This window comes from Chitinophaga sp. 9-1-y, assembly GCF_059511905.2.
Genome location: NZ_CM197955.1, coordinates 585,161 through 610,511 on the forward strand (window position 1 = coordinate 585,161; position 25,351 = coordinate 610,511).

Sequence of the window (25,351 nt, forward strand, 5' to 3'; positions counted from 1 at the left end):
TATATTTGGTAACGAATGAAAATCCCGTTTTTATGGAACCTATAACTGCCAACCGGCTTCAACAAATTCCGGCACTCAAAGATGTACCATTAGCGCAGTTAGACTGGCTTTTGCAACAGTCAACTGAACGGGTGATACCCGAAGGAGAGCTGATGTTTAAAGCCGGAGATCCGGTGGTATCCACCAATATTTTGATTGCGGGAAAGGTGCGTATTTCCGCTACTATCAATGGCCATTACCGTGAGCTGGCAGAATTAAACGAAGATAGTATTACCGGATGGCTACCTTTCTCGAGGGTGAAAAATGCCCTGGGAACAGGTTTGTGTTTGAAGGAAACCCGTGTCATTTCCTGTCTTGCAGATATCCTGAAAAAAAATATAGAACAGCATTATGAGCTCACGGAAGCGCTGGTACATATCATGACCAGCCGCGTGAGAGACAATACTTCTTTCCAGCAGCAGAATGAAAAAATGATGGCGCTGGGAAAATTGTCTGCCGGCCTGGCCCATGAATTAAATAACCCGGTAGCCGCTATAACCCGTGGTGCTGCGGGTTTGTGCGACAACATTACACAACTTCCCGTCATATTCCGGGAAATGGCCGCCATTTGTTTATCGGAAAAAGAGGCGGGCGTGTTAGTAGAAAAGCTATTACAGATGCGGGAAAGCCGGCCGGAGAAAGCATTGGGTATGCTGGAATTGTCTGATAAAATCACCGCACTGGAAGATTGGCTGGAGAGTAAAAATATTCCCCAACTGGAAATCGCCGAAGCGCTGGCAGAGTATAACCAGGATACGGACACACTGGAATCGTTCAGCGAACAATTCCCTGCCCGGCATCTGCCGGTAATTTTCAACTGGCTGCATAGCTCGCTGGTGGCCTATCGCATGGTTCACGACCTGCAACTATCTTCCAAAAGAATAGCTGACCTGGTGACCTCTGTAAAAAGTTATACTTACATGGACCAGGAGCCAGATAAACAATTTATAGATCTCCACACCGGTATCCGTAATACGCTGGCCATGCTGAACTTTAAAATCCGGAAAGGAAATATTGACATCATAGAAAACTACGATACTACACTGCCCAAGATCAAAGCCCTGCCCGGAGAACTTAACCAGGTATGGACTAACCTGGTGGATAATGCCATTGATGCCATGGAAGCCAATAAGAAGGGCAGCCTGGAAATAGCCACCACACAGGACCGGCAATATGTACACGTAACGATTACAGATAATGGTACCGGTATTCCGCCAGATATTCAGACGAGAATATTCGAACCTTTTTTCACCACTAAAGAAATGGGGAAAGGTACAGGACTGGGGCTCGATGTGGTGATGCAAATAGTACAACGGCATCGTGGTATTGTTAAATCCACCTCTGTTCCGGGGAAAACAGCTTTCACTGTTTCCTTTCCCATAGAAAATAATTAACTTAGAAGATATGAGTTTGCCAATAATATTTGCCATTGATGACGATCGGCAGGTGCTGAATGCCATTACGCAGGACCTGAAAACCTACTATAGAAAATCTTACCGCATATTAAGTACGCTGTCTGCTGAAGAAGCCTTGAAAAGCCTGGTGGAATTAAAAAACCGGAATGAAACAGTAGCCCTGTTTATTTCCGATCAGCGGATGCCGGAGATGGAAGGAGTGGACTTTTTACAACAAGCCATCGTCATTTACCCTGCCGCCAAAAGAGTATTGCTAACCGCTTATTCTGATACCAGTGCAGCTATTAAAGCGATTAATGAATTAAGACTGGATTATTACCTGATGAAGCCATGGGATCCACCGGAAGAAAAATTGTATCCGGTGATCAATGATTTGCTGGATGACTGGCAAAATAGCTACCGGCCGGAATTCCAGGGCATCAAGGTAATTGGACAAGCCTATTCTTCCAAAGCATATCGTATCAAAGAATTCCTGGCCAGCAACCTGATTCCTTACCAGTCTGTTGACGCAGGTAGTGAGGAAGGGAAGGTGCTGATGGATATCAACCAGCTGGACAATACCACTTTGCCCATAGTGATCTTCGAGAATGGGGAAGTAGTCTCCTGCCCGCCGATCATTGATATTGCTGCCAGGATAGGTTTGAATCCTACGCTGAAAAATGAAATTTATGATGTGGTGATCATAGGCGCAGGCCCGGCAGGGCTGGCGGCTTCCGTGTATGGCGCTTCAGAAGGGCTGAAAACATTATTGATAGAACGGCATGCGCCGGGTGGTCAGGCAGGTACCAGTTCACGGATAGAGAACTACCTGGGTTTTCCTTCCGGTTTGAGTGGGGCAGAGCTAACCCGTCGTGCTATTACGCAGGCAACGCGGTTTGGCACAGAGTTTTTGTCGCCCCAGTCGGTGAAAGAAATTAAGCTCAAAGCAGATTATAAAATTGTTTGCCTGGAAAATGGCTCGGAGATCAATACCCGTGCGGTGGTAATTACCACGGGGGTAGACTATCGTAAACTGGATACAGCGGGCATTGAGCAATTTACGGGCGCTGGTGTTTATTATGGGGCGGCTATTACAGAAGCGGCGTCCTGTAAGGAGAAGAGCGTATATATCCTGGGAGGTGGTAATTCAGCCGGGCAGGCAGCGGTGTACCTTTCCCGGTTTGCGAAAGAGGTGTTTATTGTTATCCGGAAAAATGACCTGACGGCCACCATGTCGTCATACCTGATTGATCAGATCAGTGAAATCCATAATATTGTTATCCTCAGCAACACGGAAATAGTGGAGGCAACGGGTACCGACCGGCTGGAGGGGCTGAAGATAGAAAACCTGCAAACCAAAGAAGTGAAAGCGGTATCGGCAGATGCGTTGTATATTTTTATTGGTGCAAAACCGTATACCGAGTGGCTGGGAGATTTAATTATAAAAGATGAAAAGGGTTTTGTGCAGACGGGCAGGGAAATGAAATCGTTCGAATATTTTGGCAAACTATGGAAGCTGGACAGAGAACCTTATCTGCTGGAAACCAGTTGCCCTGGTATATTTGCCGCCGGTGATGTGCGTTCTGGTGCCATGAGCCGGGTAGCATCGGCGGTAGGTGAAGGGTCTATGAGTATTAGTATGGTGCATAAATATTTAGCAGAAGTATAAACCGTTTTTTATGTCAGTATGTTCACACCTCGCCGCTATTACGGCTGTTAAAATCGGCGATGATTACGTATGTGAAGAATGTGTAAAGCATCACGGTGAATGGGTACATTTGCGGACCTGTCAGACTTGTGGTGTCACGTTATGTTGTGATGATTCCCCTTCCACACATATGACGAAGCATCATCATGCTACCGGGCACCCGGTGGTGGCGTCTGCGGAGCCGGGTGAACAATGGCTGTGGTGTTATATTGATAATGAGTTTGCGGAATATTAACCGGGAGAAGTGAATACGTGGCGGGTGTTTAGCAACAGGCCTGTCGCATGCATGCGGCAGGCCTGGGTGTTTGTTTTTAAGCGGGGCGTTGGTGCTGCCGGTGTTGATAACTATCTTTTTTATTAAATTTTCGATATTCGAAAAGTAAATTTATATTGCTATCAGAAATGACAATATGCACCTGTCATGTAATTAATACGCTTAATCAGTCCACTTTTTTTAATCAATTATTAAGATAAAACACGTTATTTCAGATATTGTAATTCAGTATTATTGTCACTTGTCGAACCAAAGCTAAATCGATTTTCAACAGAAGAATCAACCAGGAATCAGTAAAGTTAATATCCACGTAATATTAGGCAATTACATTTGCAGGACTCGTTATATTCCGTTTATGGCCGCGCAACAGCATTTATTTCTCCAGGATATGTCCGCTACTGTACGTCAGGTGGATTTTGAAGCATCAGTAGCTACCTACTGGGACAAGCTATTGGGCATAGCTGTGGCCAAAACTAATGCACATGATGCGTTTGACATTGTGCAGGATGTATTGCTTTGTTTGTGGGAGAAGTGGGATGAGGTGCCGAAAGATGCCACCTTGGAGTTTTATTTGCTCAACGCCCTGAAGTTCCGGATATTTAAATATTACCGTACCAACGGTCGTTACCAGGCGCACCTGAAGAAACTGGAAGTACTGCTGAACGATACCCTGGAAGTGCCCGGCGCTCTGGCGCAGGAAGACCTGCACGATCTGAAAGATACCATTATAGCGGAAGCTATGGATGTACTTTCGCCCAGCCAGCGGCAGTTATTTGTATTACGTGTACAACATCATTATTCCTACCAGAAAATAGCCCAACAATTAGGCATAGACCCGGCATCAGCAAGGGTTTTATATAGCCGTGCCCTGAAACAGGTAAAAACACATATCAAGGAAAATCCCGCCTTATCAGCCAGCCTCGTATCGGCATTTTTGCTGTTTACAATTTCTTAACATTCGTCTCAGTTAACATTTTTTGGGTATCGGGTATTCATTAGTAGATGGTACCGAAAAAATATCCAAGGGCCCATGCCCTGTTAGAAAAATTTCATGCAGGTAAATGCACACCGGAAGAGCTGGCGATATTAGACAGCTGGTATGACGGTTTGCATAATATTGAAGCAATGCCTGCGGCAGATGCCAGTCAATACCAGCAACAGTTCCTGGCAAATTTTCGTAGTCGCTTACCCGTTGCCAAGGTGGTATGGTGGAAGAAGGCGGCCGTAAAATGGACCGCAGCAGCAGCCAGCGTATTGTTACTGGCAGGTGCCGGATTTGCGTGGTTACATCATGCTACCGCAAAGGATGCCCCGGGTGCCACAGATAAATCTTTCCTGGTCACCAATGAAACCAATACGGTGAAGCTGGTGGTATTGCCAGATAGCTCCCATGTATGGCTGAATGCCACTGCCTCTCTGCGCTGGAAGGAAGACTTTAACCGGAAAGTACGCAACGTACAGCTTACCGGAGAAGGTTTCTTTGATGTACACGGACAAACCGGCAAGCCTTTTACGATTCGCACCAGGGATATGGTGATACAGGTGTTAGGCACGCAGTTTAACGTGGAAGCCTACCCTGCAGAAGGATTAACGCGCGTATCGCTGGTGCAGGGAAAAGTAAAGGTGCGGGTTGGAAAAGACAATACAGTACTGAAGCCTGGCTACGCCGCCGTTTACAACAATGAAGAAAAAGGACTGACGGTGAGCGAAACAGATGCCAATAGGGTAGCCGTTTGGAGGGAGGATGCATTCAGCGCCACTGATCTCCCGCTCAGAGATGCCGTTATGCGCTTGTGTAGCCGCAATGGATACACGGTGCATTGGGAGAATGCGCAGGGCGCCGATAAAAACATTTCTGTCATGTTCAGAAAAGAGGCCTTTACGAAAATGCTCGACAACCTATGTTATATCAGCCGTAAGCGATATCGCATTTCAGAAAAACAGGTTACCATTTATTAATACACGTGTGAACACTCCTGAAAAAATCAACACATGAAAATGAAATGTACCATTTCAGATCAGTACTCCCGTAGAAGCGGGCCAACTGCATCCCGTCTTAAAAGATATCTTTTATTGGGATGCACCCTTTTGCCGGCCACCTTTGGTTATGCGCGGCAAAGCGGGTTGAACGAAAAAGTAAAGCTGGATATTTCACGCGCCTCGCTGTCACAGGTGCTGACTGCCCTGGGCTCTCAGAGCACTTTTACGTTTAACTACGTAAAACAGGATTTCGATAAAATCATGGTCAGTGATTTTAAAACGGACAACATCACGTTAAACGAAGCACTCAACCTGCTCCGGAACAAATCCGGTATTGAGTACAGCGTTAGCGACAAAGCCATCCTGCTGAGAAAAGCAGAGAAAGATCCGGTGGTACAAACCACGCAGGTGGCTGATCATAAAATTACCGGTAGAATTACTACCGAAACCAAAGAACCTATTCCAGGCGTATCTGTATGGGTGAAAGGAACTAAAATTAGAACAGTGACCAATGCTGATGGTCGTTATGAGATCACAGCAGAAAATGAGAAGTCAGTACTGGTATTCAGTTACGTAGGTTATGAAACCATCGAAGCCGTAGCTGGAAACGCAGAAAGCCTGAACTTCAGCCTCAAAGTAAGCAGCAGTGGATTGAATGAAGTAGTGGTACTGGGTTATGGTACTGCTAAAAAAGGTGACCTGTCTGCTGCCGTATCCGTAGTACCGGATATGAAACAGATCAAGGAGCGTCCGGTAATGGATGTGGCTAACATGATCCAGGGTAAAGTGCCTGGCATCACCGTAACCGCCAATGGTGGTCATACCAGCAATCCTCCTAAAATTGTGATTCGTGGTATGGGATCAATCAGCAATGAAAGTGTACTGTATGTGGTTGATGGTGTACCTAATGCACCTTTCAATCCTGCAGACGTAGAGAATATCACTGTATTGAAAGATGCGGCATCTGCGGCGATTTATGGTGCATTCTCTGGTTCTGCCGGCGTAATATTGGTGACTACCCGTCAGGCGAAGAAAGGCCAGCCTACTGTAGAATATACTGGCTTTGTAGGTGCTAAGAAAGCATGGCGTACTTTACAGTCATTGACAGCGGAAGATGAAGCTAAAGTAGCTAACCTGGCGCAAATCAATGCAGGTAACCAGCCATTGGAAGGATGGGATCCGGCAAAGAATCCTTATGGTGCCGTTACCCGCACCAACTGGATGAAGGAAATTTTCCGTACCGGTTTAACACAAAGACACAACATCAGTGTTAATGCAGGTTCTGATAAATTTTCTACCCTCTTCCAGGCGCGTTATGAGAATGAAGAAGGGACTTTGCTGAACACCTACAACAAAAATATTTCCCTGAGATTTAATGCTAATTACGAATTCTCTAAAAATGTAAGTCTGCATCAGGATGTCTTCTGGAATAATAATGATAACAGGGATGCGGAAACTGCCAGTGGTTATACTGGTGTGATTACTTCTGCTATCTATATGCCACGCTCAGCTACTCCTTATTATGCAGACGGTACGTTTGGTGGTACTGGTCCAAGAGATGGTGCTTACAACGGTATCTACGGGGATGTAGTAAACCCAGTAGCTACGCTGCTGCGTAACCAGCCTTATAATAAAACCAATGATCTGCAGTCATCTACACAAGTAACTGTGAAAGACATTATTCCTGGTCTGTCTTATTTATCCCGTTTCTCTTACAGACAAACCAATGGTTTGTGGAAAAACTTTGAACCGAGGAGAACAGAACCTGGTAAACCTAATGACCAGAACAGATTATCTTATTCAGATAGTAAAGATTATTCCTGGATCTGGGAAAATACGCTGAATTATAACAAAGTTATTAACAAACATAGCATTGGTGCTATGGCCTCTATCACTGGTCAGGAAGCGGGTCACCGTGGTTTTACTGCATCAGCACAGGGTATTCAGAATGAAGCAGATTGGGCACAGTTCTTTGTAAATGCTTCTCTTTTTAACACACTGCCAACAGATGAGCAATGGGTTGACCGTAACGCTTCTTATGTAGGCCGTCTCTCTTATAGCTGGGCAGACCGTTATTTTGTAACAGGTAGCTATCGCTATGATATGGCGGGTCGTTTACCCGGAGATTACCGTAGTAAAGGATTCCCTGGCGTTACTGCTGCATGGAAAATCAGCTCTGAGCCATTCTTCCATTTAGATGCAGTAAACCTGTTGAAGATCAGGGGGAGCTGGGGTCGCATCGGTAATATGGCTTCTATCTGGCGTAACTATGCTTATCCAAAACTGGGTGCTGGTTATACCTACCAGGTGGGCGATGCTGCACCGCTCTCTACTTCTTTGTCAAACCAGGCTGCGTTTAACCCGAAGCTGTCATGGGAGTCATCTAAACAAACTGATATCGGTTTGGACATCAGCATGCTGAAACAACGTTTAGGTATTACTGTAGATTATTTTGATAAGCTGACTTATGATCTCATTCAGCAACAAACTACCGGATGGCCTAATACTTTCGGTGTAAGTGCTCCATGGCTTAATATGGGTGAAATCAGCAATAAAGGAGTGGAAGTGGCAGTAACCTGGGCTGATCATATTGGTCAGGTTGGCTATAGCCTGGGAGGTAACATTGCTACTTTGAAGAATAGAGTACAATTTATTGATAATGGTACAAATCCGGCCTGGTTCTCTGGTTCCTCCTTTAGAGGAGTATTACAGCCATATAAATCTATAGTTGGGCAGCCATTTAACTCCTACTGGTTGGTACAAACAGCAGGCTTATTCCAGTCTGATGCGGAAGCTGCTGCCTATAAAAATAATGGTAAAGTTGTTCAACCAAATGCAAAAGCAGGTGACATCAAGTTTGTAGATCAGAATGGTGACGGTGTTATCGATGATAAAGACCGCGTATTTATGGGGAATGCTTTCCCTAATTTGACCTACGGATTTAATGCTAGCTTTACCTGGAAAAATTTTGATGTCAGCATATTTATGCAGGGAGTAAGTGGTGTAAAACTATTCAACGCTTTCAAGATGACTACCCTGAGTGGTTCCGAACAGGGCTACAACCGTTGGGATAAAATCAAAGATGCGTGGACTCCTGAAAATACAGGCTCTAACATCCCACGCGTTCGTGCTAACGATCCTAACGCGAACTTCGGTACTAACTCCGATTGGTACCTGGAAAATGGCAACTACCTGAGATTGAAAAACCTGCTGATAGGTTATACTTTCGACAAGATGAGATGGAACAAGGGACTACGCGTATACTTCAGTGGCGATAACCTCCTCACCTTCACCAAATATTCCGGAATGGATCCTGAAGTAGGTGGTTTTGGTCTTGATGGTGGCCAATTCCCTGTTTCCCGCGTGTTCTCTCTGGGTGCTAATGTTAAATTCTGATAAAGTCAAATTGTATTATCATGAAATCGAAATTTAATTATATATACTTGCTGGCATCATTCTCTCTGGGATTGGGCGCTTGTAGCAAATGGGTAGATTCCAAGCCTTACGGTGAGCCTTCTACCGCGTTCTTCTGGCAGAGTGATGCAGATCTTAAGAAAGCAACTACCTCCCTGTATGAAACCATGCCCAATGAATCTACCTGGGGTAGAGACTTGTTCTGGGTTCAGGATGCCAGCGATGACCTGATTGTAGGTAGATCCAAAGCCAATGGAGAAAATATCAAAAACTTTATTCCAACAGGTAGAGAAGGTTACCTGGCAAATGGTTGGTCCGATTTATATCAAACGCTTAATCGCGCAAACCAGGTAATACAAAATGTACCAACTTCTAAAAATACGTCAGAAGCGGCGCGCAACCAGGCACTGGGTGAAGCATACTTCATGAGAGGGTTCGTACATTTCTGGATCGCTTACATGTGGGGACACAAAGACCAGGGTGTTCCTTACGATGGACCTGAAAATGCGGAGTTCGGAAAACGTGTTCCTCCACAATTACCTTCTGTAAAGGATAACTACGCACAGGTTATTAGCGATTTACAAAAAGCAGCAGACCTGTTGCCTACTTTCGATAAATATGGCCCTGCAGATCAGGGTAGACCTCATAAAGCTGCCGCATGGGGTTATATGGTAAAAACACTGGCATACTGGGCACAATATGACGCCAGCAAATGGTCACAAATACCAGCTTTGTGCGATAAAATCCGTGATGAAGGACATCGTGCGCTGATCAAGGATAAACCAGATGGTAAGCAAAACTACCAGGCAGTATTCACTATTGCCAATAACTGGAGTTCTGAATATATCTGGTCTGTTACTTCCGGTATCCAGGGTGGATCTGAGTTTCCAGGCGTAGTACTGGAAAATACAGGATGGAACCTGTTTAACGGATGGGGTTATTTCCAACCTACCGAAGAACTGTATGATGAATACGAAGCGACCGATCCAAGACGTGAAGTAACCATCCTGAAGTTCAATGATAAGTTCGTTTACTTCGGTTTAAATTTTAGCTACTATTCAACTAACAGCTTGTCTGGTTTCCAGATGAGGAAGTACATGGAGCCATATTCCTATGGAACAGATGGTAAGTCCAGCACCAACACCATGATTAATCCAAGCCCGGATTATCCAACTACCAGGCTCAACTTACCATTGATGCGTTATGCAGAAGTACTCCTGTTTAAAGCAGAAGCACTGATTATGCAAGGCAAAAATGGTGAGGCGGCTGCTCCTTTAAATGAAGTACGTAACCGCGTAGGATTAGGTAACATTGCCAGCCCTACTATGGCCGATCTGAAGCATGAACGTCGTGTGGAACTGGCTTGTGAGTGGACCGACAGATGCCAGGATCTGAAAAGATGGGGTGATTTTGATAAACTCAGGGCACCACTGCATGGTCGAATTCATGCTAATAAGTCTGATCCTGCATCAGCTTATACCATCAAAGAAGTATGGCCTGCCCGTAACTTCGATCCGGCTAAAAAGATGGCATGGCCTATGAATCCGGATGTGATCAATACCAGCGGCGGCGTTTACAAACAAACACCAGGATGGTAATATCACCACTGATATAGTAGCCGAAAGCATAAAGCTGAAAGCAAAAAGCTATTAAAGCGGATGACCAGCGCGAGTATTTAAAATTACTCATATACGCTGGTCATCCGCTTTAATAGCTTTTTGCTTTCAGCTTTATGCTTTCGGCGCTACCATTGCTGTAATTGATACCGCTTAATTCGAAATTATTACTACTTTCAGTGGCAATGCTTACCGCTATGTCAAAGAAACTATTGTTTGCCGCTATTCTTTGCTGTTTTGCATCCCTGCAAATGCACTGCGCTTCCCCTGAAATAACACAGCACCCCGATACTGTTCCGGTGGCCGTAAAGCCCCTGTTTAAGGATTTTATGGGGATTAACGGACATGTTACTTTTAAGCCGGAATTATATGGCCAGGTATGCCGCCTGGCACGTAGCTATCATAATATCGACTGGGACGCCAAAGCTCCCGGCGATTCCCTGATGATCCCCCTTACCGTTAATCACCTCAACTGGAAAAATGATGTGTATGGCCCCTGGAAGAAAGCCGGTTTTGAAACAGATATTTGCCTGCAATTTCTCATGTTGGGCCTGGGATCTCCCCGTTATCAACAACTATGGAAAGGACATGAACAATGGGCCTATGATTATGGCAAAGCCATGGCAGCTTATTACGGCCCTTCGGGTAAAGAACAACTCAGTACTTCTTTCGAAATAGATAATGAACCCGGTAACCGGTTTGATCCCACCTTATTCCAGACGCTTTTCACCAAAATGGCACAGGGCATCCGGCAGGGCGATCCCCGGATGAAGATTGTAACACCCGCAGTAGCAGCCGGTAAAGGAGATAATTATTCACAGGGACTAGATCATTTTTATGGAGATAAACAAGTACTCCCCCTGTACGATATCATCAATCTGCATACCTATGCTACGATGGAAAAAACTGCCACCAATGATAACAGCTGGCATCGGAGTTTCCCGGAAGATCCCTCGTTGCGCTATCTTAAAGTAATAGATGAAGCCATTACCTGGCGCAATCAACATGCACCTGGCAAGGAAATATGGGTGACGGAATTTGGCTATGATGCCTGTACCCCGGCTGCGATGAAACAACGGAAAGACTGGGCACTAAAGCTCAACTGGCAGGGCGCCACCGATCTGCAACAAGCGCAATACCTGGTGCGGTCCTTCCTGGCCTTTGCTGCCCGCGATGTGCAACGTGCCTACCTCTATTATTACAATGATGAAGATGAAGCTTCTTTTCACGCTGCCTCGGGGCTCACGCGTAATTTTGTTCCCAAGCCTTCTTTCTGGGCCGTGCGGCAGTTGTATGGCACGCTGGGGGATTACCGTTTCCGGCGGGTGGTGCAGCAGCAGGAAGGGCAGTTGTATGTATATGAATTTGAAGATGGGAAAAATCCAGCGTCCCTGGTATGGGTGGCGTGGTCGCCCACGGGGGCTGATACGCAGCATAAAGACAACTATCAGCCGCATACTACTTCCGCTACGCTGGACCAACTGCCGGGTAAAGTGTTACAGATAACAGGCATGGCTACTGCAGAGGGGGCTGCTCCAACGGTAGCCTGGGAAAAGGCCGGTGACAAGGGGATCCGCCTGGAGATACCCGAAAGCCCGGTGTATATTGTCTTCTCAAAAAAATAAAAAATTGCTGTTGGCAACGGTTTTTTAAATTAGTGCGATGAATCACCCACATACAACTATACAACGTCCATTTGTGTTATCTGGCGGCGGCGCCCGTGGTTACGCACATTTGGGGGTACTGAAAGCTTTTGCAGAGCAACAGGTTTTTCCGGAAGCTATTGCCGCTACCAGCGCCGGATCTATTGCGGCTGCTTTTATCTGCGATGGCTACAGCACGGATGAAGTGAGAGAAATATTTCAAAAACACAAGCTGGGCCTGTCTATGCAGTGGAAGAACTGGCGCGCAGGTTTCCTGTCCCTCAAAAAAGTAGCGGGCGTATTGCAACAAACATTGCGGCACAAAACCTTTGAATCGCTCCCTGTTCCCCTTTATGTTACCGCTACGAATTTCGCCACCGGTGATCAGACCATTTTCGGTGAAGGAGAGCTGATTCCTGCTATCCTGGCTGCCTCTTCGGTACCGCTGTTATTCCCGCCAGTGGAAATTGCAGGTATGCAATATGTAGATGGCGGCTTGTCCGGCAACCTGCCCATAGAGCCGCTGCTGGCACAATACCGGGATATCATCGGGGTACACGTAAATCCACTCACTCCTTATAACCCTGCCAATGGCTTCCTGGCAAATGTGGAAAGAACGCTGCACCTGGCTATCCGTGAACCGGTGCTGAAAAATAAGCAACTGTGTAAATCGTTTATTGAGCCAGCCGAATTAGGTAAGTATGGCATGTTTGAGTTTAACCGGCTGGAAGATATCTATACTACCGGTCTCGACTATACGCGAAATTTATTACGGCAGCAAACACTGGTGTAGTGAATAGTATTTCATAAAAGCAGCACAATGAAAACAATCCTGGTGAATATCGTGTGGCTTCTGCTCACGATGGTAAGCGCGGCACAACAAAAAGAGGTACCCGTGTTTGTGTCAGGCACCGAAGGGTATAGAACTTTCCGTATCCCTGCCATTATCCGTTTACCGGATGGGGATCTGCTGGCCTTCGCAGAGGGCCGCGTAGATGGGATGGATGATTATGGCAACATTAATATGGTGATGAAACGCAGTACCGATAATGGCCACACATGGTCGGCCCTGCAGGTGATAGCAGGAGCTGGCAATATGCAGTTGTCGAACCCCGGACCGGTAGTAGATCTCACGGATCCGGCCTATCCGAAAGGCAGGATATTTTTCTTTTACAATACCGGCACTGCCAGGGAAGGTGATATTCTCAGGGGAAAAGGTATTAAGCGTTGTTACTATAAAACATCGGCAGATGGTGGCCGCACCTGGGATCCACCGGTAGATATCACGCTGCAGATACATCGGTTGAAGCAACCTTCGGCAGACCCGGCATTTAATTCCCCTGAAGACTGGCGCTACTATGCCAATACGCCCGGGCATGTGATGCAGTTCCGGGAAGGACCTTTCAAAGGCCGGATTTTTGTAGCGGCGAATCATACTGCCGGCGCGCCGGTGGCACATGCCGCGCATTATGTAGCCCATGGATATTATACAGACGACCACGGGAAAACGTTCAAGGTAGGTAATAGTATAGCCGTGCCCGGTAGTAATGAATCGATGGCAGCGGAACTCTCCGGCGGCAGGCTGATGATGAACAGCCGCAATCAAAACCGCGAGGATGTGCATCTGCGCATAGTATCTGTTAGCAGTGATGGCGGCGCCACCTGGGATACTACCTATCGCGACAGCCAGTTAATAGATCCGGTTTGCCAGGGTAGCATCCTGGATATTGGCCGTGCCGGTAAAAAAAATATACTCGCGTTTTGTAATGCAGCAGACTCGTTAAGGAGAGACCATCTCACCCTGCGTATCAGCTTTGATGATGGAAAAACCTGGAAAGAAAGTTATGTGATTTATAAGGGAGATGGAAAACGCAAAGCGGGTTATGATTATGCGGCCTATTCAGATATGGTAAAGTTGGGGAAGAAGCGAATAGGTGTATTGTATGAAAAGGACAATTACGCCACGATTGTATTTACCGTGGTGAACTGGAAGTAGCATCATTGCATCCGGAAGAATATCTTCAAATGTAGGCTGGTAGGTTACTACCAGCCTTTTTTGTTTTATCGGTAAATGCGATTGTCGCAAAGTCTACTCTATTTTGTCGTATTTCACCATCCTGCTTGTTCGTTTGTCGTGGTATGTTTGCATTAACAAACAAAATCACCTTTAAAACTTAATAAAATGAGCACAGCAGTAAAAAACATGATCACCGTATCCGCCATTGTAAACGCGCCAGTAGCAAAAGTTTGGGATAGCTGGACCAACCCTGTCCATATTGTTAAATGGAACAGTGCCTCCGATGATTGGCATACGCCTAAAGCGGAAAATGATATCCGTACCGGTGGAAAATTTATGTCGCGCATGGAAGCCAAAGATGGCAGTTGGGGATTTGATTTCGAGGGCATATATGATGAAGTAATAGATCATCAGCTGATTGCCTATACCCTTGGTGATGGCAGAGAGGTGTCTATTATTTTTGAAGCAGAAGGCCATACTACCAAAGTAACAGAGACTTTCGAAGCAGAAGCGGAGAACTCCCTGGAGATGCAGCAGAGCGGCTGGCAGGCAATTATGGATAGCTTTAAAAAGTATACTGAATCGGTAAAATAATGTGGTGGATATATACCAGCATCCGCACACATTCGTAGATGCGTGCGGATGTTTAATTTAATAGTTCACATATTTTTCGTCGAAGGTACCATCTGCGTATAGATCGATCAATCCATATCCAGGGGCGGTTTCCCGCTTGTTGCCTTTCCACCATGCGCCACTTACGGCGCCATTGCACAGGTAGGTAACGTTGTTGTACACCACTTTATCGCGCAGGTGTATGTGTCCACTCAGGCATAATTTTACGTTAGGGTGTTGGTAAAACAGTTGGATGATAGCAGCTGTATCAGTGTGCATATCGCCTCCCAGCATTTCCCATTTATTCACGATATTATCTTCAATCATTAAGGTGGCGGTAAGGATGGGAATATGTGATAGTATACAAACCGGTGTGGCAGGCGGCGTGTTTTTCAATTCGTTTTCCAGCCACGCAAACTGTGCTTCGCCTAATTTGCCGATATACCAGGTAGCATCGATATCGAGGTGTACACTATCCAGGCAAATAAATTTCCAGCCATTTTTCTGGAAGCTGTAGTAGGGAGTAGCTAATAGCAGTTGATCAAGTGCATATTGTTTCCCATAAACGGCGGAGTTTTTATTTTGTTCGTCCCACCAGATATCATGGTTGCCGAGTACATAGTGCATGGGCAGGCTGCATTCAGCCGCCATAACGGAATGCCACAGCTGCCACTGATCGCGGATCGTAGAGATGTTTTCCTTGTTCATATCATATACAATATCGCCGCCATTGAGGATCAGGTCTACTTTGGGCGTTTGTTGCTGTACGTGCCGGAAACATTTGCCCAGTCGTTTGGGTGCATCAAAATCATTATTCAGGTGAATATCGGTCAGGTGTGCAATTCTCAGGGCGGGTTTGTTTTTAGCAGCAAACGCGGAATAGGGAAGCGCCGGCGCCAGCAACAGGCCGCCCATTTTCTTCAGCAGCGATCTTCTTTGAATCATGTGTAGAGCGATGAGTATTAAAAAAAACAGGCAGCTCGTTACAACTGCCTGCAAAAAAAATAATTTACCAGTTAACCGTGCTGGTTAAGGGAGCAAAGTTAAAAATCGGGAGCTACCTGCTGTATTATGATCTTGTTAAGAAATTATTCTTTTACGGGATCAGGTAAAGCTTCTTGTTTGGATTTATAGATATATGCGGCGATACCAGCGGCTATAAAGGATTCTACCAGGAGATAACCCAGCTGTCTGACCAGTTGTTGTGGCGCAAAGAATAAATGACTGACTTCTGAGAAGCGTTTGAAATATGCCAGGAAGAAAAGTAGGTGTGACAGGAGGCTGGTTGCTAAACCCACGCAAAAAGTGAATATGATGGCGCTCTGGAATATTTCATTTTTTTTGACTTCGGCCTGGATGCGCTTCAGGTACAGGAAAGTGCTATAACTCAGCAGCGATATGCTAATCAATGAGCTGACTCCCATCATCACGTAGGGAAATACAGACTGGCTGTAGGGAATGATATTGTTGCTGATGAGGAGGTTGAGAATTTGTGAATTGGCGTTGCCCGCAAACAGGAGAATGAGGACTGTTTTAACAATATAAAGCACCTTTAGTGTTTGTCCCTGGGCGGTATTAGACCGGTATTGTACCAGCAGGAAGAACAGGATGAGCAGGGGGTAAAGAAAGTAGTTACTACCGCCAAGTCCTTCTTCCACAAACAGGCCGCTATATGCCATGCCCAGGTCGAGGAACAGCCATATAACGGCGCATATCCAGGCGATGGTTTCGAGTATGGCGTTTTTAGTAAAGAAAACGATGATGGCCAGGATAAGGCCTACCAACAGGATCAGGGTGGCGGCGCCACCCAGCAGTAACAGAAAGGATAAGTCTCCCATCATGTTCAAAATGGTTTTTACGATGAATGAAATCAGGTGTAACACGCATAGATACAATAAAATACTTATAGTTAAGCACTTGTTTTTTATTGTACTTTGTTTTTAAAATATATATAATAAATATATTAATTAATATTTATGCGTTTTGTTGCCCTAAACTGTTGGAAATTCGGCACGATAAGTGTATATTGGGCGTAATTAATTTAAAAAATAATGCAACAAGGTAAAGTTAAATTTTTCAATGAATCCAAAGGATTTGGTTTCATTACACCGTCTAATGGTGGCCAGGACATCTTCGTTCACATTTCAGGTACTACCAGCCAACTGCGTGAGAATGATACAGTGACGTATGAAGTAGAAAATGGTAAAAAGGGATTAATTGCAGTTAACGTGAAAGTTATCTAATTTTATATCGAAAATTACTCATTGAAGAAAGGTACGCAGACGCGTACCTTTTTTTATTTGCTTTTGCTGAGAATCGGAAGTCACAATTCCGTATTTTATTGTAAATGATGGGGCATCGCATTTAGCAGCATATATTCCTTTTGTTTTCCTTCGAAGCGCTGACCGGCGGCCTCCAGTATCACTGGTCGGATCACCAGCAGTTCATCACTGATCACTACGCCGTTTTTAAAGATGGTATATCCTGTCCAGTGTGCCGTACCGGGAGTAATCGTTGCTTTTAGTTTATTACCTTCTTTAGTGGTGATATTCAATTGTTGCAAATCCTGGTCGAAGAAACCTTCGCTGCTACCTTCCCGTTGCAGGGTAATGGTGGCATGTTGCGGATCCAGTGCGATTACTTTTACGGTTTGTGTACCAGGGCCGCCCAATTCCCAGGGTTGCGGAATAGTATGTTGCCAGGTATCTCCTTCTTTTAATGTTGCTGGAACCGGTCCCCATATAAACTCGCTGTAGAGTAATCCGCTGGCATTGGGATTGACAAATGATTTACCGGCAAAAATGTTGGTGCCATTAAGCCCAATGGTTACTGCTGCGTTGGTAGCGGGTTGCTCATCATACCTATCTGTTTCGTTAAAAGAGGGGTTCCTCGCATCGTTGTTGGTGACTACGTAAGTGCTGCTACCACTTATCCGGTGTACTACCGGTGCAAACTGATCACCGGTGAAAGCGATGGTCCTGGAGTATATGTTAGCCAGTGTATCGCCCGTGGCTAGTTTCAACGTAAGATATCCGGGATGGTTGATTTGTTGTGATTGGCTACGGTAAGAAATGCTGGTAAGTACAAGGAGGAAAAAGTAAAATACTTGTTTCATAAAAGTGGTTTAACAACCTCAAGATGGATATAAAAGGGAGGGTAGAAAAATCATTTAAACAGATGGGGATATATTTTCAACAGGGAGGCCGGGAGGTTCAATTGGTATCACAAAAAAAACAGCCGTTTCATCATGAAACGGCTGTTTTTTATTAAAGGAAGCGTGACAGCTATTGCTTCACAAAAGTACGTACGGAGGTACCGAAGTTTGGATTATTCACTACCCATTTGAGTGTTATATTCGCGCCGGAACGTATGATAGTGGTGTTAGACAGTGTCAAACCACCGAGCGGCGTGTTCTGTGTTGGCCCCTGGAAATTATCCGCGTCAGTAAATCCTATGTAGTAAGGAAATATAAAAGAAGGATTACCGGCCACACCGCCTGGATTATCGACGGTATATAGTCCGGTTCCTTTTTTGACAACATGTACTTCCTGACCATTGGAGGAACGTTTGTAAGTACCACTGATATCATCAGTAGGAGAAATATTGGTCACTAGTACCAATCTTGCTGCTAATGTTCTGTATCCCCACAGGTTGATAGTTTGATAGTTTACCACATAGAAGCCTGCGTTGGCCGCATCCACGTTGTTGGAGGTGGGAGTGAGCTGGGTAGTGGTATTCGTTAAACTATCGTACCCGGTAGCGCCAGGATCCGTAAAGGAACCGCCAACGCTTAAAGTAAGTACCGGGTCACCTTTCAGGGTAAGCTTAGGGAAAACCGGTGTCACCATTTTGGTATACACGTTTTCCGATTTTTTAGTACAGGCGGTTAGCATCACCGCGCCTGCCAGGAAAATATATAATAACGCTTTCATGCCAAACAATTAATTGTTAAAAGAATATGGAGAAGCCAATGGCCACCTCCTAATTAGCCCACCAAACTTTATCGTACGTCAAATGATTGGTCTTAGGCGCATTTGGATTCCTGGTCAGCTCGGAAGAAGGGTACAGGAATATACCCGGGAATCTGCCGGGACCAATAATAGAAGCTTTTGAAACAACGAAGAAGGAGGGGTATCCGGTTCTTCTCCATTCTGTCCAGGCTTCTATGGTTTGGTTACCGCACATGGCCGCCCATTTCTGTGTAATAATAGCTTTTACCTGTGTTTCCAACGGGCTACCGGTTGGGTACGCGATAGCTGGTTGCGCGATGTAATCAGCAGCACCGTCTACCTGGTAAGCGGTAAAGTTATCGGTGATACCTTGTTCATACATAGCAGCTGCATCGCCGGTGAGCCAGCCTCTTGCTATGGCTTCTGCCTGCAGGAAATCAGCTTCGTAATCGGTCATCAGTTTTACAGGAGCCAGCGCTGAATTAGCATCAGTTGGGTTAGCGCCAGTAACAGATGATGGGAGAGATACGTTGGTGGTAGGTGGATTATTAAAGCTTCCTTGTGGAATGCCTACCACCGCACTACCTACTTTATTGTAAAAAGCATTTATCCTCGGATCACTATTACCACTGTAGAAGTCAACAGCGGTGGAACTAGCTACCAGGTTGGCTACTTTGTTTAATACGTTACCCGCCATTGCACCATACAGCGGATTGGTCTGACCGCCGGTAGTGTTGAAGGTTTGAATGGCTGATTCTGTAGGTTGTATAAAATCAGCACCCTGCAGTGATTTTACAATAGTGGCTGCCCTGGCTGGGTCTTTCTTCGCCAAACGAAGTCCCACTCTTAATTTGAGCGTATTGGCAAAGTGTAACCATTTGGTCATATCACCACCGTAAATCAGATCATCACCACCCGGAGCGTTTGGATCATTTGGGTCGATGAGCTTGGTGGCATCTTCAATTAGCTTCACAATACCTGTATAGATATCGCTTTGCGTATCAAATTTCGGATACAGGATGGCCGTAGCGGCATCACCTTGTGTAGCCTGGCTGAAAGGTACATCTCCCCATAAGTCAGTAGTCAATTGGGCGGTATATGCCTTTAACAGCATCCCAATAGCCACGTATTGTTTCTTACTGGTGGCGTTACCTTTGTTAATTACCTGCTGGAAATTCTCCTGTGCATCTACCTGGAGATTTGCCCACACGTTGCCAAAATCCCCTTCTGAAGGTAAGTATTGGTCCAGTGATTTATACTGGGAAGAGGTGGGACTCTGTGTCCAGTATTGTCCCCATATGCCACCATCAATAGTGAGTGTATTGCCAAGAGCGAAAGTTAACCCTGCTTCCGCGGAAGGCAACAGTACATCTACTGTTACGTCTACCGCGTGGTTGGGATCTTTATTTACATCCAGGAACTTTTTGCACCCTGGCGTTGAAAGCAGGAGGGTGGACAAAAAGGCTAATGTGATTATATTCTTTTTCATCAATTTTCTTTTTTAGGCCTGGTTGAAATTAGAATGATACGTCCACTTTAATACCCATGTTTCTGAGGGATGGGTTGGATAAGAACTCATATCCCTGTACGTTACTGGCTCCCTGACCGTTGATTTCCGGATCAGCAAATTTGTTGGAGCTTGGTACCCACAGGAAGAGGTTATTACCGTAGAGCACTATTCCTAATTTAGTGAAAGGTGTATGCCTTAACATAGACTGGCTGAATGTGTAACCAATGGAAGCCTCACGCAGTTTGATGTAACTGGCGTCTATGATATCTTCTCCTGCTGGTTTTACATTGGTCCAGTAATTATACGGATGGAATTTGATGCTGGTGTTTGGAACCATTTTACCAGTACCATCGTCATAAACGGAGTTCGGGAATACATAATCCTGCCTGTTATTCTGTGCAGTTTCCAGGGCATATCCACCAAAGTCAATCAAACTCTTGGTATTGGAATAGAATACACCACCTTGTTTGGTATCAAACAGGAATTTCAGCATGAATCCTTTGTAGGAAATATTAGCACCCAGGGAAGCCATGTAGTCAGGCAAATAAGAGCCAAAGTAGCGGGTAGCATTGGCAATTGGTAATCCTGTTGACTTGTCTATCACCACGTGACCAGCTGCATCTACCTTCAGGCCGGTACCATAGAAAGTACCATATTTTTTTCCTTTGGCAGCTACCTGCGACATGGCAGTAGTACCACTGATACCACCGGAAATAGCTACCTGGTCCAGGTCGCCGTTGATGTCATTTACTTTGTTATCCAAATGGCTGAATGTTCCAAACAGTTCTACGCGTAAGCCATAGGAAGTATTAACCGGTGTAGCCCTTAAGCTAACTTCCAGCCCTTTGTTGGTCATTTGTCCTACGTTCATAGTAGTGAAACCAAAACCGGAGCTGTTAGGAATAGGAACGTCCACAATCTGGTTGGTTGACTTAGTGTTGTAGTAAGTAACATCCAGGTTGATCATGTTTTTAAGGAAAGACAACTCTGTTCCTATTTCAAAAGAAGACGTAAACTCTGGTTTCAGGTTTGGATTTCCGATCAGGGTACGATGTGCGAAACCAGGAATGGTGTTGTTATTGCTGCTAATCGGGAACACGATTTCACCAAAGTCTGCGCTGATATCTGTTTTGGTGTAAGTTGTCTGTAAGCGGTAAGGAGGCGCATCCGCACCTACTTTCGCGTAACTGAGTCTTACTTTACCGAAGCTGAGTACATCGCTGAAGGCTTTGTCTTTGTACAGCTCAGAGAAAACGAAGGCACCGTTTACGCTGGGATATATGTAAGAGTTATTGTGGGTGGGCAGGGTAGAAGAAATATCGTTACGGATAGTTCCACCCAGGAAGAGCATATTCTTATAATCGAAGTCAGCTTCTCCATAAAAACCGTACAGTCTTCTTTGTGTCAGCGCATTGGTAGAATTGATAGGTCCCTTGGAGTTATCCAGGTTATAGAAATCGGGTACTATCAAACCTGCGGTATTGGTAGCTGCAAAGAGCTCGTTATTGGTGATCATCCGTACGTTGTTACCACCCAATAATTTCATATTGAAATCTTTGGTCAACGCCTTGGTGTAAGTAATGATCAGGTCATGGTTAATCTGGCTGTAGTTGTTAACATCCTGCGAATACTTACCATTGTCGCTCCAGTTATTACCGTTATAAAACGGATCAAAAGGAACAAAGAAGTATTTGGCTCCTTTTTCATACCTGCGGTCGCTGTAGATATCTGCACCGATACGTTCGGTGATATCCAGTCCGGCAACTGGTTTGTAGCTCAGTGAAACGGTTCCCTGCACACGTTCTACCGTGTTATTGTTTTTGTAGTTCTGTAGCAGGAAGTAAGGGTTTTTGGTATAGGCGCCATAGTATCCATAGTAATTAGTACCGTCCGCACCGGTAAAGGTACCATTATACGGATTGCTCAGATCTTTGAAGTCAACGATAGGAGCATCCCTTGGTTGCTGGAATATAGAGGCGTAAGTAGAGTTAGTTTGTCCACCCAGTGGTAACTGGCTGGAGATATTGGTATATCCCACAGATGCCTGGCTGGAGAACTTTTCAGAGAATTCAGAAGAACCACTCACCCTTACGCTATATTTATTATAGTTCGTAGTAGGAATAATGCCTTTGTTGTTTAAGGCGCCTACGGATAAGAAGTAAGTTGATTTCTCATTACCGCCGGACACGGTCAGGTTGTTATTAAAGGTTTGACCTTTATCAAAGAAATCTTTTACGTTATTAGGAATGGCTTCGTATTTCTTTAATTGTTGCTTTCCATTAATTATTTGTCCGAAAGGTCTTTCTTTACCATCAAATGGATCACCCCAGCTGAAGTTTTCTCTTCTGTCGTTAGGGATACCGTCCAGGTTACCTTCCCCAAACTGGTTCTGGAAAGTAGGATATTTCAGAATGCTGGACAGCTGATAGGCGCTGCTGAAGTTAATCTGGGCCGGAGAGTTTTTCTTTCCTTTCTTGGTAGTGATCAGGATGGCACCGTTAGAAGCAATGCTACCATATAAAGCGGCAGCTCCGGGGCCTTTCAGCACCGTAATGCTTTCGATGTCGTTCGGGTTGATATCGTTACCTCTGTTACCATAGTCTACCTGGTCGTTCAGGAAGTCGGTGTTGCGGATGTTATCGTTACTTACCGGGATACCATCGATCACAAATACCGGTTGGTTATTACCACTGAAAGAGGTAGGACCGCGGAGTGTGATCCTGGAAGACGCACCTGGTGCGTATCCGGAGGTGATGCTCAAACCGGCAACTTTACCGGTTAAGGCATTGATGGGACTGGTGTTGTCACCGATGTCTTCTTTGTTAATGGTAGCTACGGCGTAACCGAGACTTCTTTTCTCTCTTTTCACACCCTGACCTGTTACCACAATTTCTGTGAGGGAGGTGCGAACCGCCTGTAAAGACACATTGTATTTAGTGGCACCGGTAACAGGTATTTCCTGGTCAGTGTAACCAATGAAGGTAAATACCAGGACATCGCCTTGTGACGCAGTTAAGGAGTAGTTTCCTTTAGGATCTGTAGCGGTACCGGTGCTCGAGTTTTTAATTCTCACGCTTACACCCGGTAATGCAGATCCATCTTCCTGCGCCGTCACTTTACCGGTAATCTTTTGCTGGGCAAAAGTCAGTAAGGGCACTATTAACATAACCAGCGCCAGGAAAGCTTTGCGGAAAGCTCTTTTGGATTCCTTATGGGCGCCCGAGATGTAAATAATGAGATGAGTTGTCTTTTTCATCATAAACTTGATTTTGGTTGTGGATTGTTTAATAAATTTTTTAGTCGTGCTGGCATATGCAACTCGTGATGAGGTGGGCCATTAGAGGGTGATAATGTGTTGTAAAATGGGATCATTGATTGATCATTTAGAGATTAGCGCGGTCTTATGATTAATTGTTGTTGTTATTCCTTACAGTGATGCTTTGCATAAAGACATAGCACTGTCACTACAGCTTTTGAGCTGAATTTTTATCCGAATAAGTTGCCGGTTTACAGTAAGTCCATAAACAACTTTATACAACAATTGCCTGCAATGATGAAGGCGATGTTTTGTTGTGCATAAAGGTTATATGGTAGACTACACAAGCGTAAGTGGAGGTACTGCTTTTAATGCGTAGACAATTTTCTCACAAGCAATATAAATTCTCATAAGCCAATTCTCATAAGCAATAAAAAGCAATGCAGTGGCTAAATGCACGGCTACCTTCAAGGTTACGTTTGTCGTCTCGTCTGCTAGGTTAAAATGGTAATAACACTGCCAGTAATTAATAGCGAAAGTTGATTGATTTGCTATTATTGAGTGCGATTTCTTTGGTATTCAAATTTTGGTAGTGGTTACACGCAGGACATTTCATCAATTGGAAACATCTCTTGCCGATTTTAGATTCTGTTTTGTTGATAAATAAAATACTGATACTTGTTTACCTTCTCTCTGTTTTCTCTAAGCTTTACTGCGACTTTGACTTGCTCTGCGAAAGTTCGTTTAAACCGATAAATGATTTTCTTTTTTTAACAAGTAAAACCTCTTTCGATACACTAAGATAAGCCTTTATTAGCAAAAAAATAACATCAGGATAATTTAATCTGCCGTAGCAAGGGTTTCAGCGTAAATTATTGATAATAAATTGTTTATATTTCAGAAGAAGGCGTACCACTTTGGGGTTATATCCTACTACGGGAACGGATACAGTAAATGAATGATCCTTTTGGCTTTTAATGCCCGCCTTATTATCTTCCCGTTATGAACCAGATTAAAGCAGCATTAGTAGGACTGGCAGTTGGAGACGCCCTCGGCGTACCGGTAGAATTCAGAGAGCGGGAAGGACTGGAACGTGATCCTGTAACAGATATGAGGAGTTTTGGATCACATCAGCAACCGGCCGGTACCTGGTCGGACGACAGCTCCCTCGCATTTTGCCTGGCAGAAGCATTGACTGTCGATTTTAGTTTGCAACAACTGGCGCAATACTTTATTGATTGGCGCTATAAAAGCTTCTGGACACCGCATGGCGTTGTGTTTGATATAGGCATCACTACACAAGAATCCATAGAGCGACTCGCAAAAGGAATTTCTCCCACTAAGGCAGGAGGATTTTATGAGTCTGAAAACGGGAATGGATCGTTGATGAGGATTTTGCCATTATTATTTTATATAAAAGATAAAAATATGGCAGAGCGATTCGAAATCACGAAAGACGTTTCTTCGCTTACCCATGGCCACATGCGTGCGGTCGTTGCTTGCTTTTATTACCTGGAATTTGCCCGGCAAATTTTGTTGAAGAAAGATAAGTTTGAAGTATATCACGCGCTTCAGCAAACCCTGCCCGGGTTCATTGCGGAACAAGGTATTCATCGTGACGAGATAGCGAAATTTAACCGGCTGTTTAAAGAAGATATTCATTTTGTAGCCACTACCACCATTAACAGTGGGGGCTATGTGCTGCATACATTGGAAGCTGCGATCTGGTGTATTCTTACCACCGACAATTATACAGACGCTGTTTTAAAAGCCGTTAATTTAGGCCGCGATACAGATACCACCGGCGCCGTAACAGGTGGCCTGGCTGCACTGATCTATGGCCTGGAAGGAATTCCGGAGAAGTGGATAGCAGCATTGGCCCGCCGGGAAGACATCCTGCAACTGGCGGATAGAATGACGCAACATATGCATTAACAG

19 protein-coding genes are annotated in these 25,351 nt (G+C 45.0%); 13 read left to right on the forward strand and 6 right to left on the reverse strand.

The genetic code is table 11. The features are described from left to right. Nucleotides 1-32: 32 nt before the first annotated feature. The 11 genes from AC5ZC7_RS02490 to AC5ZC7_RS02540 all read left to right on the forward strand — a co-directional run bounded on the left by AC5ZC7_RS02490 (nucleotide 33) and on the right by AC5ZC7_RS02540 (nucleotide 14,679). Nucleotides 33-1,433 carry an ATP-binding protein gene (locus tag AC5ZC7_RS02490; protein ID WP_496159742.1) on the forward strand — a complete coding sequence of 467 codons (1,401 nt, stop codon included), beginning with the start codon at nucleotides 33-35 and terminating at the stop codon, nucleotides 1,431-1,433. A gap of 10 nt (nucleotides 1,434-1,443) precedes the next feature. Then, nucleotides 1,444-3,102 carry an FAD-dependent oxidoreductase gene (locus tag AC5ZC7_RS02495; protein ID WP_496159741.1) on the forward strand — a complete coding sequence of 553 codons (1,659 nt, stop codon included), beginning with the start codon at nucleotides 1,444-1,446 and terminating at the stop codon, nucleotides 3,100-3,102. 10 nt (nucleotides 3,103-3,112) lie between these two features. Beyond that, nucleotides 3,113-3,376 (forward strand): UBP-type zinc finger domain-containing protein, encoded by a 264-nt coding sequence (locus AC5ZC7_RS02500; protein WP_496159740.1) that lies wholly within the window; start codon nucleotides 3,113-3,115, stop codon nucleotides 3,374-3,376. A gap of 394 nt (nucleotides 3,377-3,770) precedes the next feature. Beyond that, nucleotides 3,771-4,370 carry a sigma-70 family RNA polymerase sigma factor gene (locus tag AC5ZC7_RS02505; RefSeq protein WP_496159739.1) on the forward strand — a complete coding sequence of 200 codons (600 nt, stop codon included), beginning with the start codon at nucleotides 3,771-3,773 and terminating at the stop codon, nucleotides 4,368-4,370. Nucleotides 4,371-4,417: 47 nt separating this feature from the next. Next, nucleotides 4,418-5,374: a FecR domain-containing protein gene (locus AC5ZC7_RS02510; protein WP_496159738.1), complete on the forward strand. Its 957-nt coding sequence runs from the start codon at nucleotides 4,418-4,420 to the stop codon at nucleotides 5,372-5,374. Nucleotides 5,375-5,407: 33 nt separating this feature from the next. Then, the gene (locus AC5ZC7_RS02515; RefSeq protein ID WP_496159737.1) at nucleotides 5,408-8,791 is read left to right on the forward strand and encodes a SusC/RagA family TonB-linked outer membrane protein; all 3,384 of its coding nucleotides are present in this window, start codon (nucleotides 5,408-5,410) and stop codon (nucleotides 8,789-8,791) included. A 20-nt stretch (nucleotides 8,792-8,811) separates the two neighbouring features. After that, entirely contained in the window at nucleotides 8,812-10,407 is a 1,596-nt protein-coding gene (locus tag AC5ZC7_RS02520; protein ID WP_496159736.1) for a RagB/SusD family nutrient uptake outer membrane protein, read from the forward strand. Nucleotides 10,408-10,622: 215 nt separating this feature from the next. Further along, nucleotides 10,623-12,050 (forward strand): glycosyl hydrolase, encoded by a 1,428-nt coding sequence (locus AC5ZC7_RS02525; protein ID WP_496159735.1) that lies wholly within the window; start codon nucleotides 10,623-10,625, stop codon nucleotides 12,048-12,050. Nucleotides 12,051-12,087: 37 nt separating this feature from the next. Beyond that, nucleotides 12,088-12,861 carry a patatin-like phospholipase family protein gene (locus AC5ZC7_RS02530; RefSeq protein ID WP_496159734.1) on the forward strand — a complete coding sequence of 258 codons (774 nt, stop codon included), beginning with the start codon at nucleotides 12,088-12,090 and terminating at the stop codon, nucleotides 12,859-12,861. A gap of 27 nt (nucleotides 12,862-12,888) precedes the next feature. Then, nucleotides 12,889-14,064 (forward strand): exo-alpha-sialidase, encoded by a 1,176-nt coding sequence (locus tag AC5ZC7_RS02535; protein ID WP_496159733.1) that lies wholly within the window; start codon nucleotides 12,889-12,891, stop codon nucleotides 14,062-14,064. Nucleotides 14,065-14,250: 186 nt separating this feature from the next. Then, on the forward strand, nucleotides 14,251-14,679 hold the full coding sequence (locus AC5ZC7_RS02540; RefSeq protein ID WP_496159732.1) for an SRPBCC domain-containing protein: 429 nt from the start codon (nucleotides 14,251-14,253) through the stop codon (nucleotides 14,677-14,679). A 57-nt stretch (nucleotides 14,680-14,736) separates the two neighbouring features. On the opposite strand, the gene AC5ZC7_RS02545 is transcribed toward AC5ZC7_RS02540, so the two are convergent. Together AC5ZC7_RS02545 and AC5ZC7_RS02550 are read right to left on the reverse strand one after the other, a co-directional pair. Then, entirely contained in the window at nucleotides 14,737-15,642 is a 906-nt protein-coding gene (locus tag AC5ZC7_RS02545) for a metallophosphoesterase (RefSeq protein WP_496159731.1), read from the reverse strand. A 143-nt stretch (nucleotides 15,643-15,785) separates the two neighbouring features. Beyond that, nucleotides 15,786-16,538 (reverse strand): hypothetical protein, encoded by a 753-nt coding sequence (locus tag AC5ZC7_RS02550; RefSeq protein ID WP_496159730.1) that lies wholly within the window; start codon nucleotides 16,536-16,538, stop codon nucleotides 15,786-15,788. A gap of 210 nt (nucleotides 16,539-16,748) precedes the next feature. Between AC5ZC7_RS02550 and AC5ZC7_RS02555 the strand changes: the two genes are divergently transcribed. Beyond that, nucleotides 16,749-16,940, forward strand: coding sequence for a cold shock domain-containing protein (locus tag AC5ZC7_RS02555; protein ID WP_496159729.1), 192 nt, complete (start codon nucleotides 16,749-16,751; stop codon nucleotides 16,938-16,940). A gap of 95 nt (nucleotides 16,941-17,035) precedes the next feature. Here the strand turns inward: AC5ZC7_RS02555 and AC5ZC7_RS02560 are convergent, their stop codons facing one another. The 4 genes from AC5ZC7_RS02560 to AC5ZC7_RS02575 form a co-directional block, all read right to left on the reverse strand. Continuing rightward, on the reverse strand, nucleotides 17,036-17,812 hold the full coding sequence (locus AC5ZC7_RS02560) for a hypothetical protein (RefSeq protein WP_496159728.1): 777 nt from the start codon (nucleotides 17,810-17,812) through the stop codon (nucleotides 17,036-17,038). A gap of 169 nt (nucleotides 17,813-17,981) precedes the next feature. Then, nucleotides 17,982-18,629, reverse strand: coding sequence for an immunoglobulin-like domain-containing protein (locus AC5ZC7_RS02565; protein WP_496159727.1), 648 nt, complete (start codon nucleotides 18,627-18,629; stop codon nucleotides 17,982-17,984). Nucleotides 18,630-18,678: 49 nt separating this feature from the next. Then, a complete protein-coding gene (locus tag AC5ZC7_RS02570; protein ID WP_496159726.1) occupies nucleotides 18,679-20,136 on the reverse strand; it encodes a SusD/RagB family nutrient-binding outer membrane lipoprotein in 1,458 nt (485 codons plus the stop codon). 28 nt (nucleotides 20,137-20,164) lie between these two features. Next, entirely contained in the window at nucleotides 20,165-23,416 is a 3,252-nt protein-coding gene (locus AC5ZC7_RS02575) for a SusC/RagA family TonB-linked outer membrane protein (protein WP_496159725.1), read from the reverse strand. 999 nt (nucleotides 23,417-24,415) lie between these two features. Here AC5ZC7_RS02575 and AC5ZC7_RS02580 point away from each other — a divergent pair. Further along, on the forward strand, nucleotides 24,416-25,348 hold the full coding sequence (locus AC5ZC7_RS02580) for an ADP-ribosylglycohydrolase family protein (protein ID WP_496159724.1): 933 nt from the start codon (nucleotides 24,416-24,418) through the stop codon (nucleotides 25,346-25,348). Nucleotides 25,349-25,351: the final 3 nt, after the last annotated feature.

Excerpts from the sequence above, each read along its gene's own strand:
- AC5ZC7_RS02490 (WP_496159742.1), top strand. The coding sequence starts at position 33 with ATGGAACCTATAACTGCCAACCGGCTTCAACAAATTCCGGCACTCAAA.
- AC5ZC7_RS02495 (WP_496159741.1), top strand. The coding sequence starts at position 1,444 with ATGAGTTTGCCAATAATATTTGCCATTGATGACGATCGGCAGGTGCTG.
- AC5ZC7_RS02500 (WP_496159740.1), top strand. The coding sequence starts at position 3,113 with ATGTCAGTATGTTCACACCTCGCCGCTATTACGGCTGTTAAAATCGGC.
- AC5ZC7_RS02505 (WP_496159739.1), top strand. The coding sequence starts at position 3,771 with ATGGCCGCGCAACAGCATTTATTTCTCCAGGATATGTCCGCTACTGTA.
- AC5ZC7_RS02510 (WP_496159738.1), top strand. The coding sequence starts at position 4,418 with ATGGTACCGAAAAAATATCCAAGGGCCCATGCCCTGTTAGAAAAATTT.
- AC5ZC7_RS02515 (WP_496159737.1), top strand. The coding sequence starts at position 5,408 with ATGAAAATGAAATGTACCATTTCAGATCAGTACTCCCGTAGAAGCGGG.
- AC5ZC7_RS02520 (WP_496159736.1), top strand. The coding sequence starts at position 8,812 with ATGAAATCGAAATTTAATTATATATACTTGCTGGCATCATTCTCTCTG.
- AC5ZC7_RS02525 (WP_496159735.1), top strand. The coding sequence starts at position 10,623 with ATGTCAAAGAAACTATTGTTTGCCGCTATTCTTTGCTGTTTTGCATCC.
- AC5ZC7_RS02530 (WP_496159734.1), top strand. The coding sequence starts at position 12,088 with ATGAATCACCCACATACAACTATACAACGTCCATTTGTGTTATCTGGC.
- AC5ZC7_RS02535 (WP_496159733.1), top strand. The coding sequence starts at position 12,889 with ATGAAAACAATCCTGGTGAATATCGTGTGGCTTCTGCTCACGATGGTA.
- AC5ZC7_RS02540 (WP_496159732.1), top strand. The coding sequence starts at position 14,251 with ATGAGCACAGCAGTAAAAAACATGATCACCGTATCCGCCATTGTAAAC.
- AC5ZC7_RS02545 (WP_496159731.1), bottom strand. The coding sequence starts at position 15,642 with ATGATTCAAAGAAGATCGCTGCTGAAGAAAATGGGCGGCCTGTTGCTG.
- AC5ZC7_RS02550 (WP_496159730.1), bottom strand. The coding sequence starts at position 16,538 with ATGATGGGAGACTTATCCTTTCTGTTACTGCTGGGTGGCGCCGCCACC.
- AC5ZC7_RS02555 (WP_496159729.1), top strand. The coding sequence starts at position 16,749 with ATGCAACAAGGTAAAGTTAAATTTTTCAATGAATCCAAAGGATTTGGT.
- AC5ZC7_RS02560 (WP_496159728.1), bottom strand. The coding sequence starts at position 17,812 with ATGAAACAAGTATTTTACTTTTTCCTCCTTGTACTTACCAGCATTTCT.
- AC5ZC7_RS02565 (WP_496159727.1), bottom strand. The coding sequence starts at position 18,629 with ATGAAAGCGTTATTATATATTTTCCTGGCAGGCGCGGTGATGCTAACC.
- AC5ZC7_RS02570 (WP_496159726.1), bottom strand. The coding sequence starts at position 20,136 with ATGAAAAAGAATATAATCACATTAGCCTTTTTGTCCACCCTCCTGCTT.
- AC5ZC7_RS02575 (WP_496159725.1), bottom strand. The coding sequence starts at position 23,416 with ATGATGAAAAAGACAACTCATCTCATTATTTACATCTCGGGCGCCCAT.
- AC5ZC7_RS02580 (WP_496159724.1), top strand. The coding sequence starts at position 24,416 with ATGAACCAGATTAAAGCAGCATTAGTAGGACTGGCAGTTGGAGACGCC.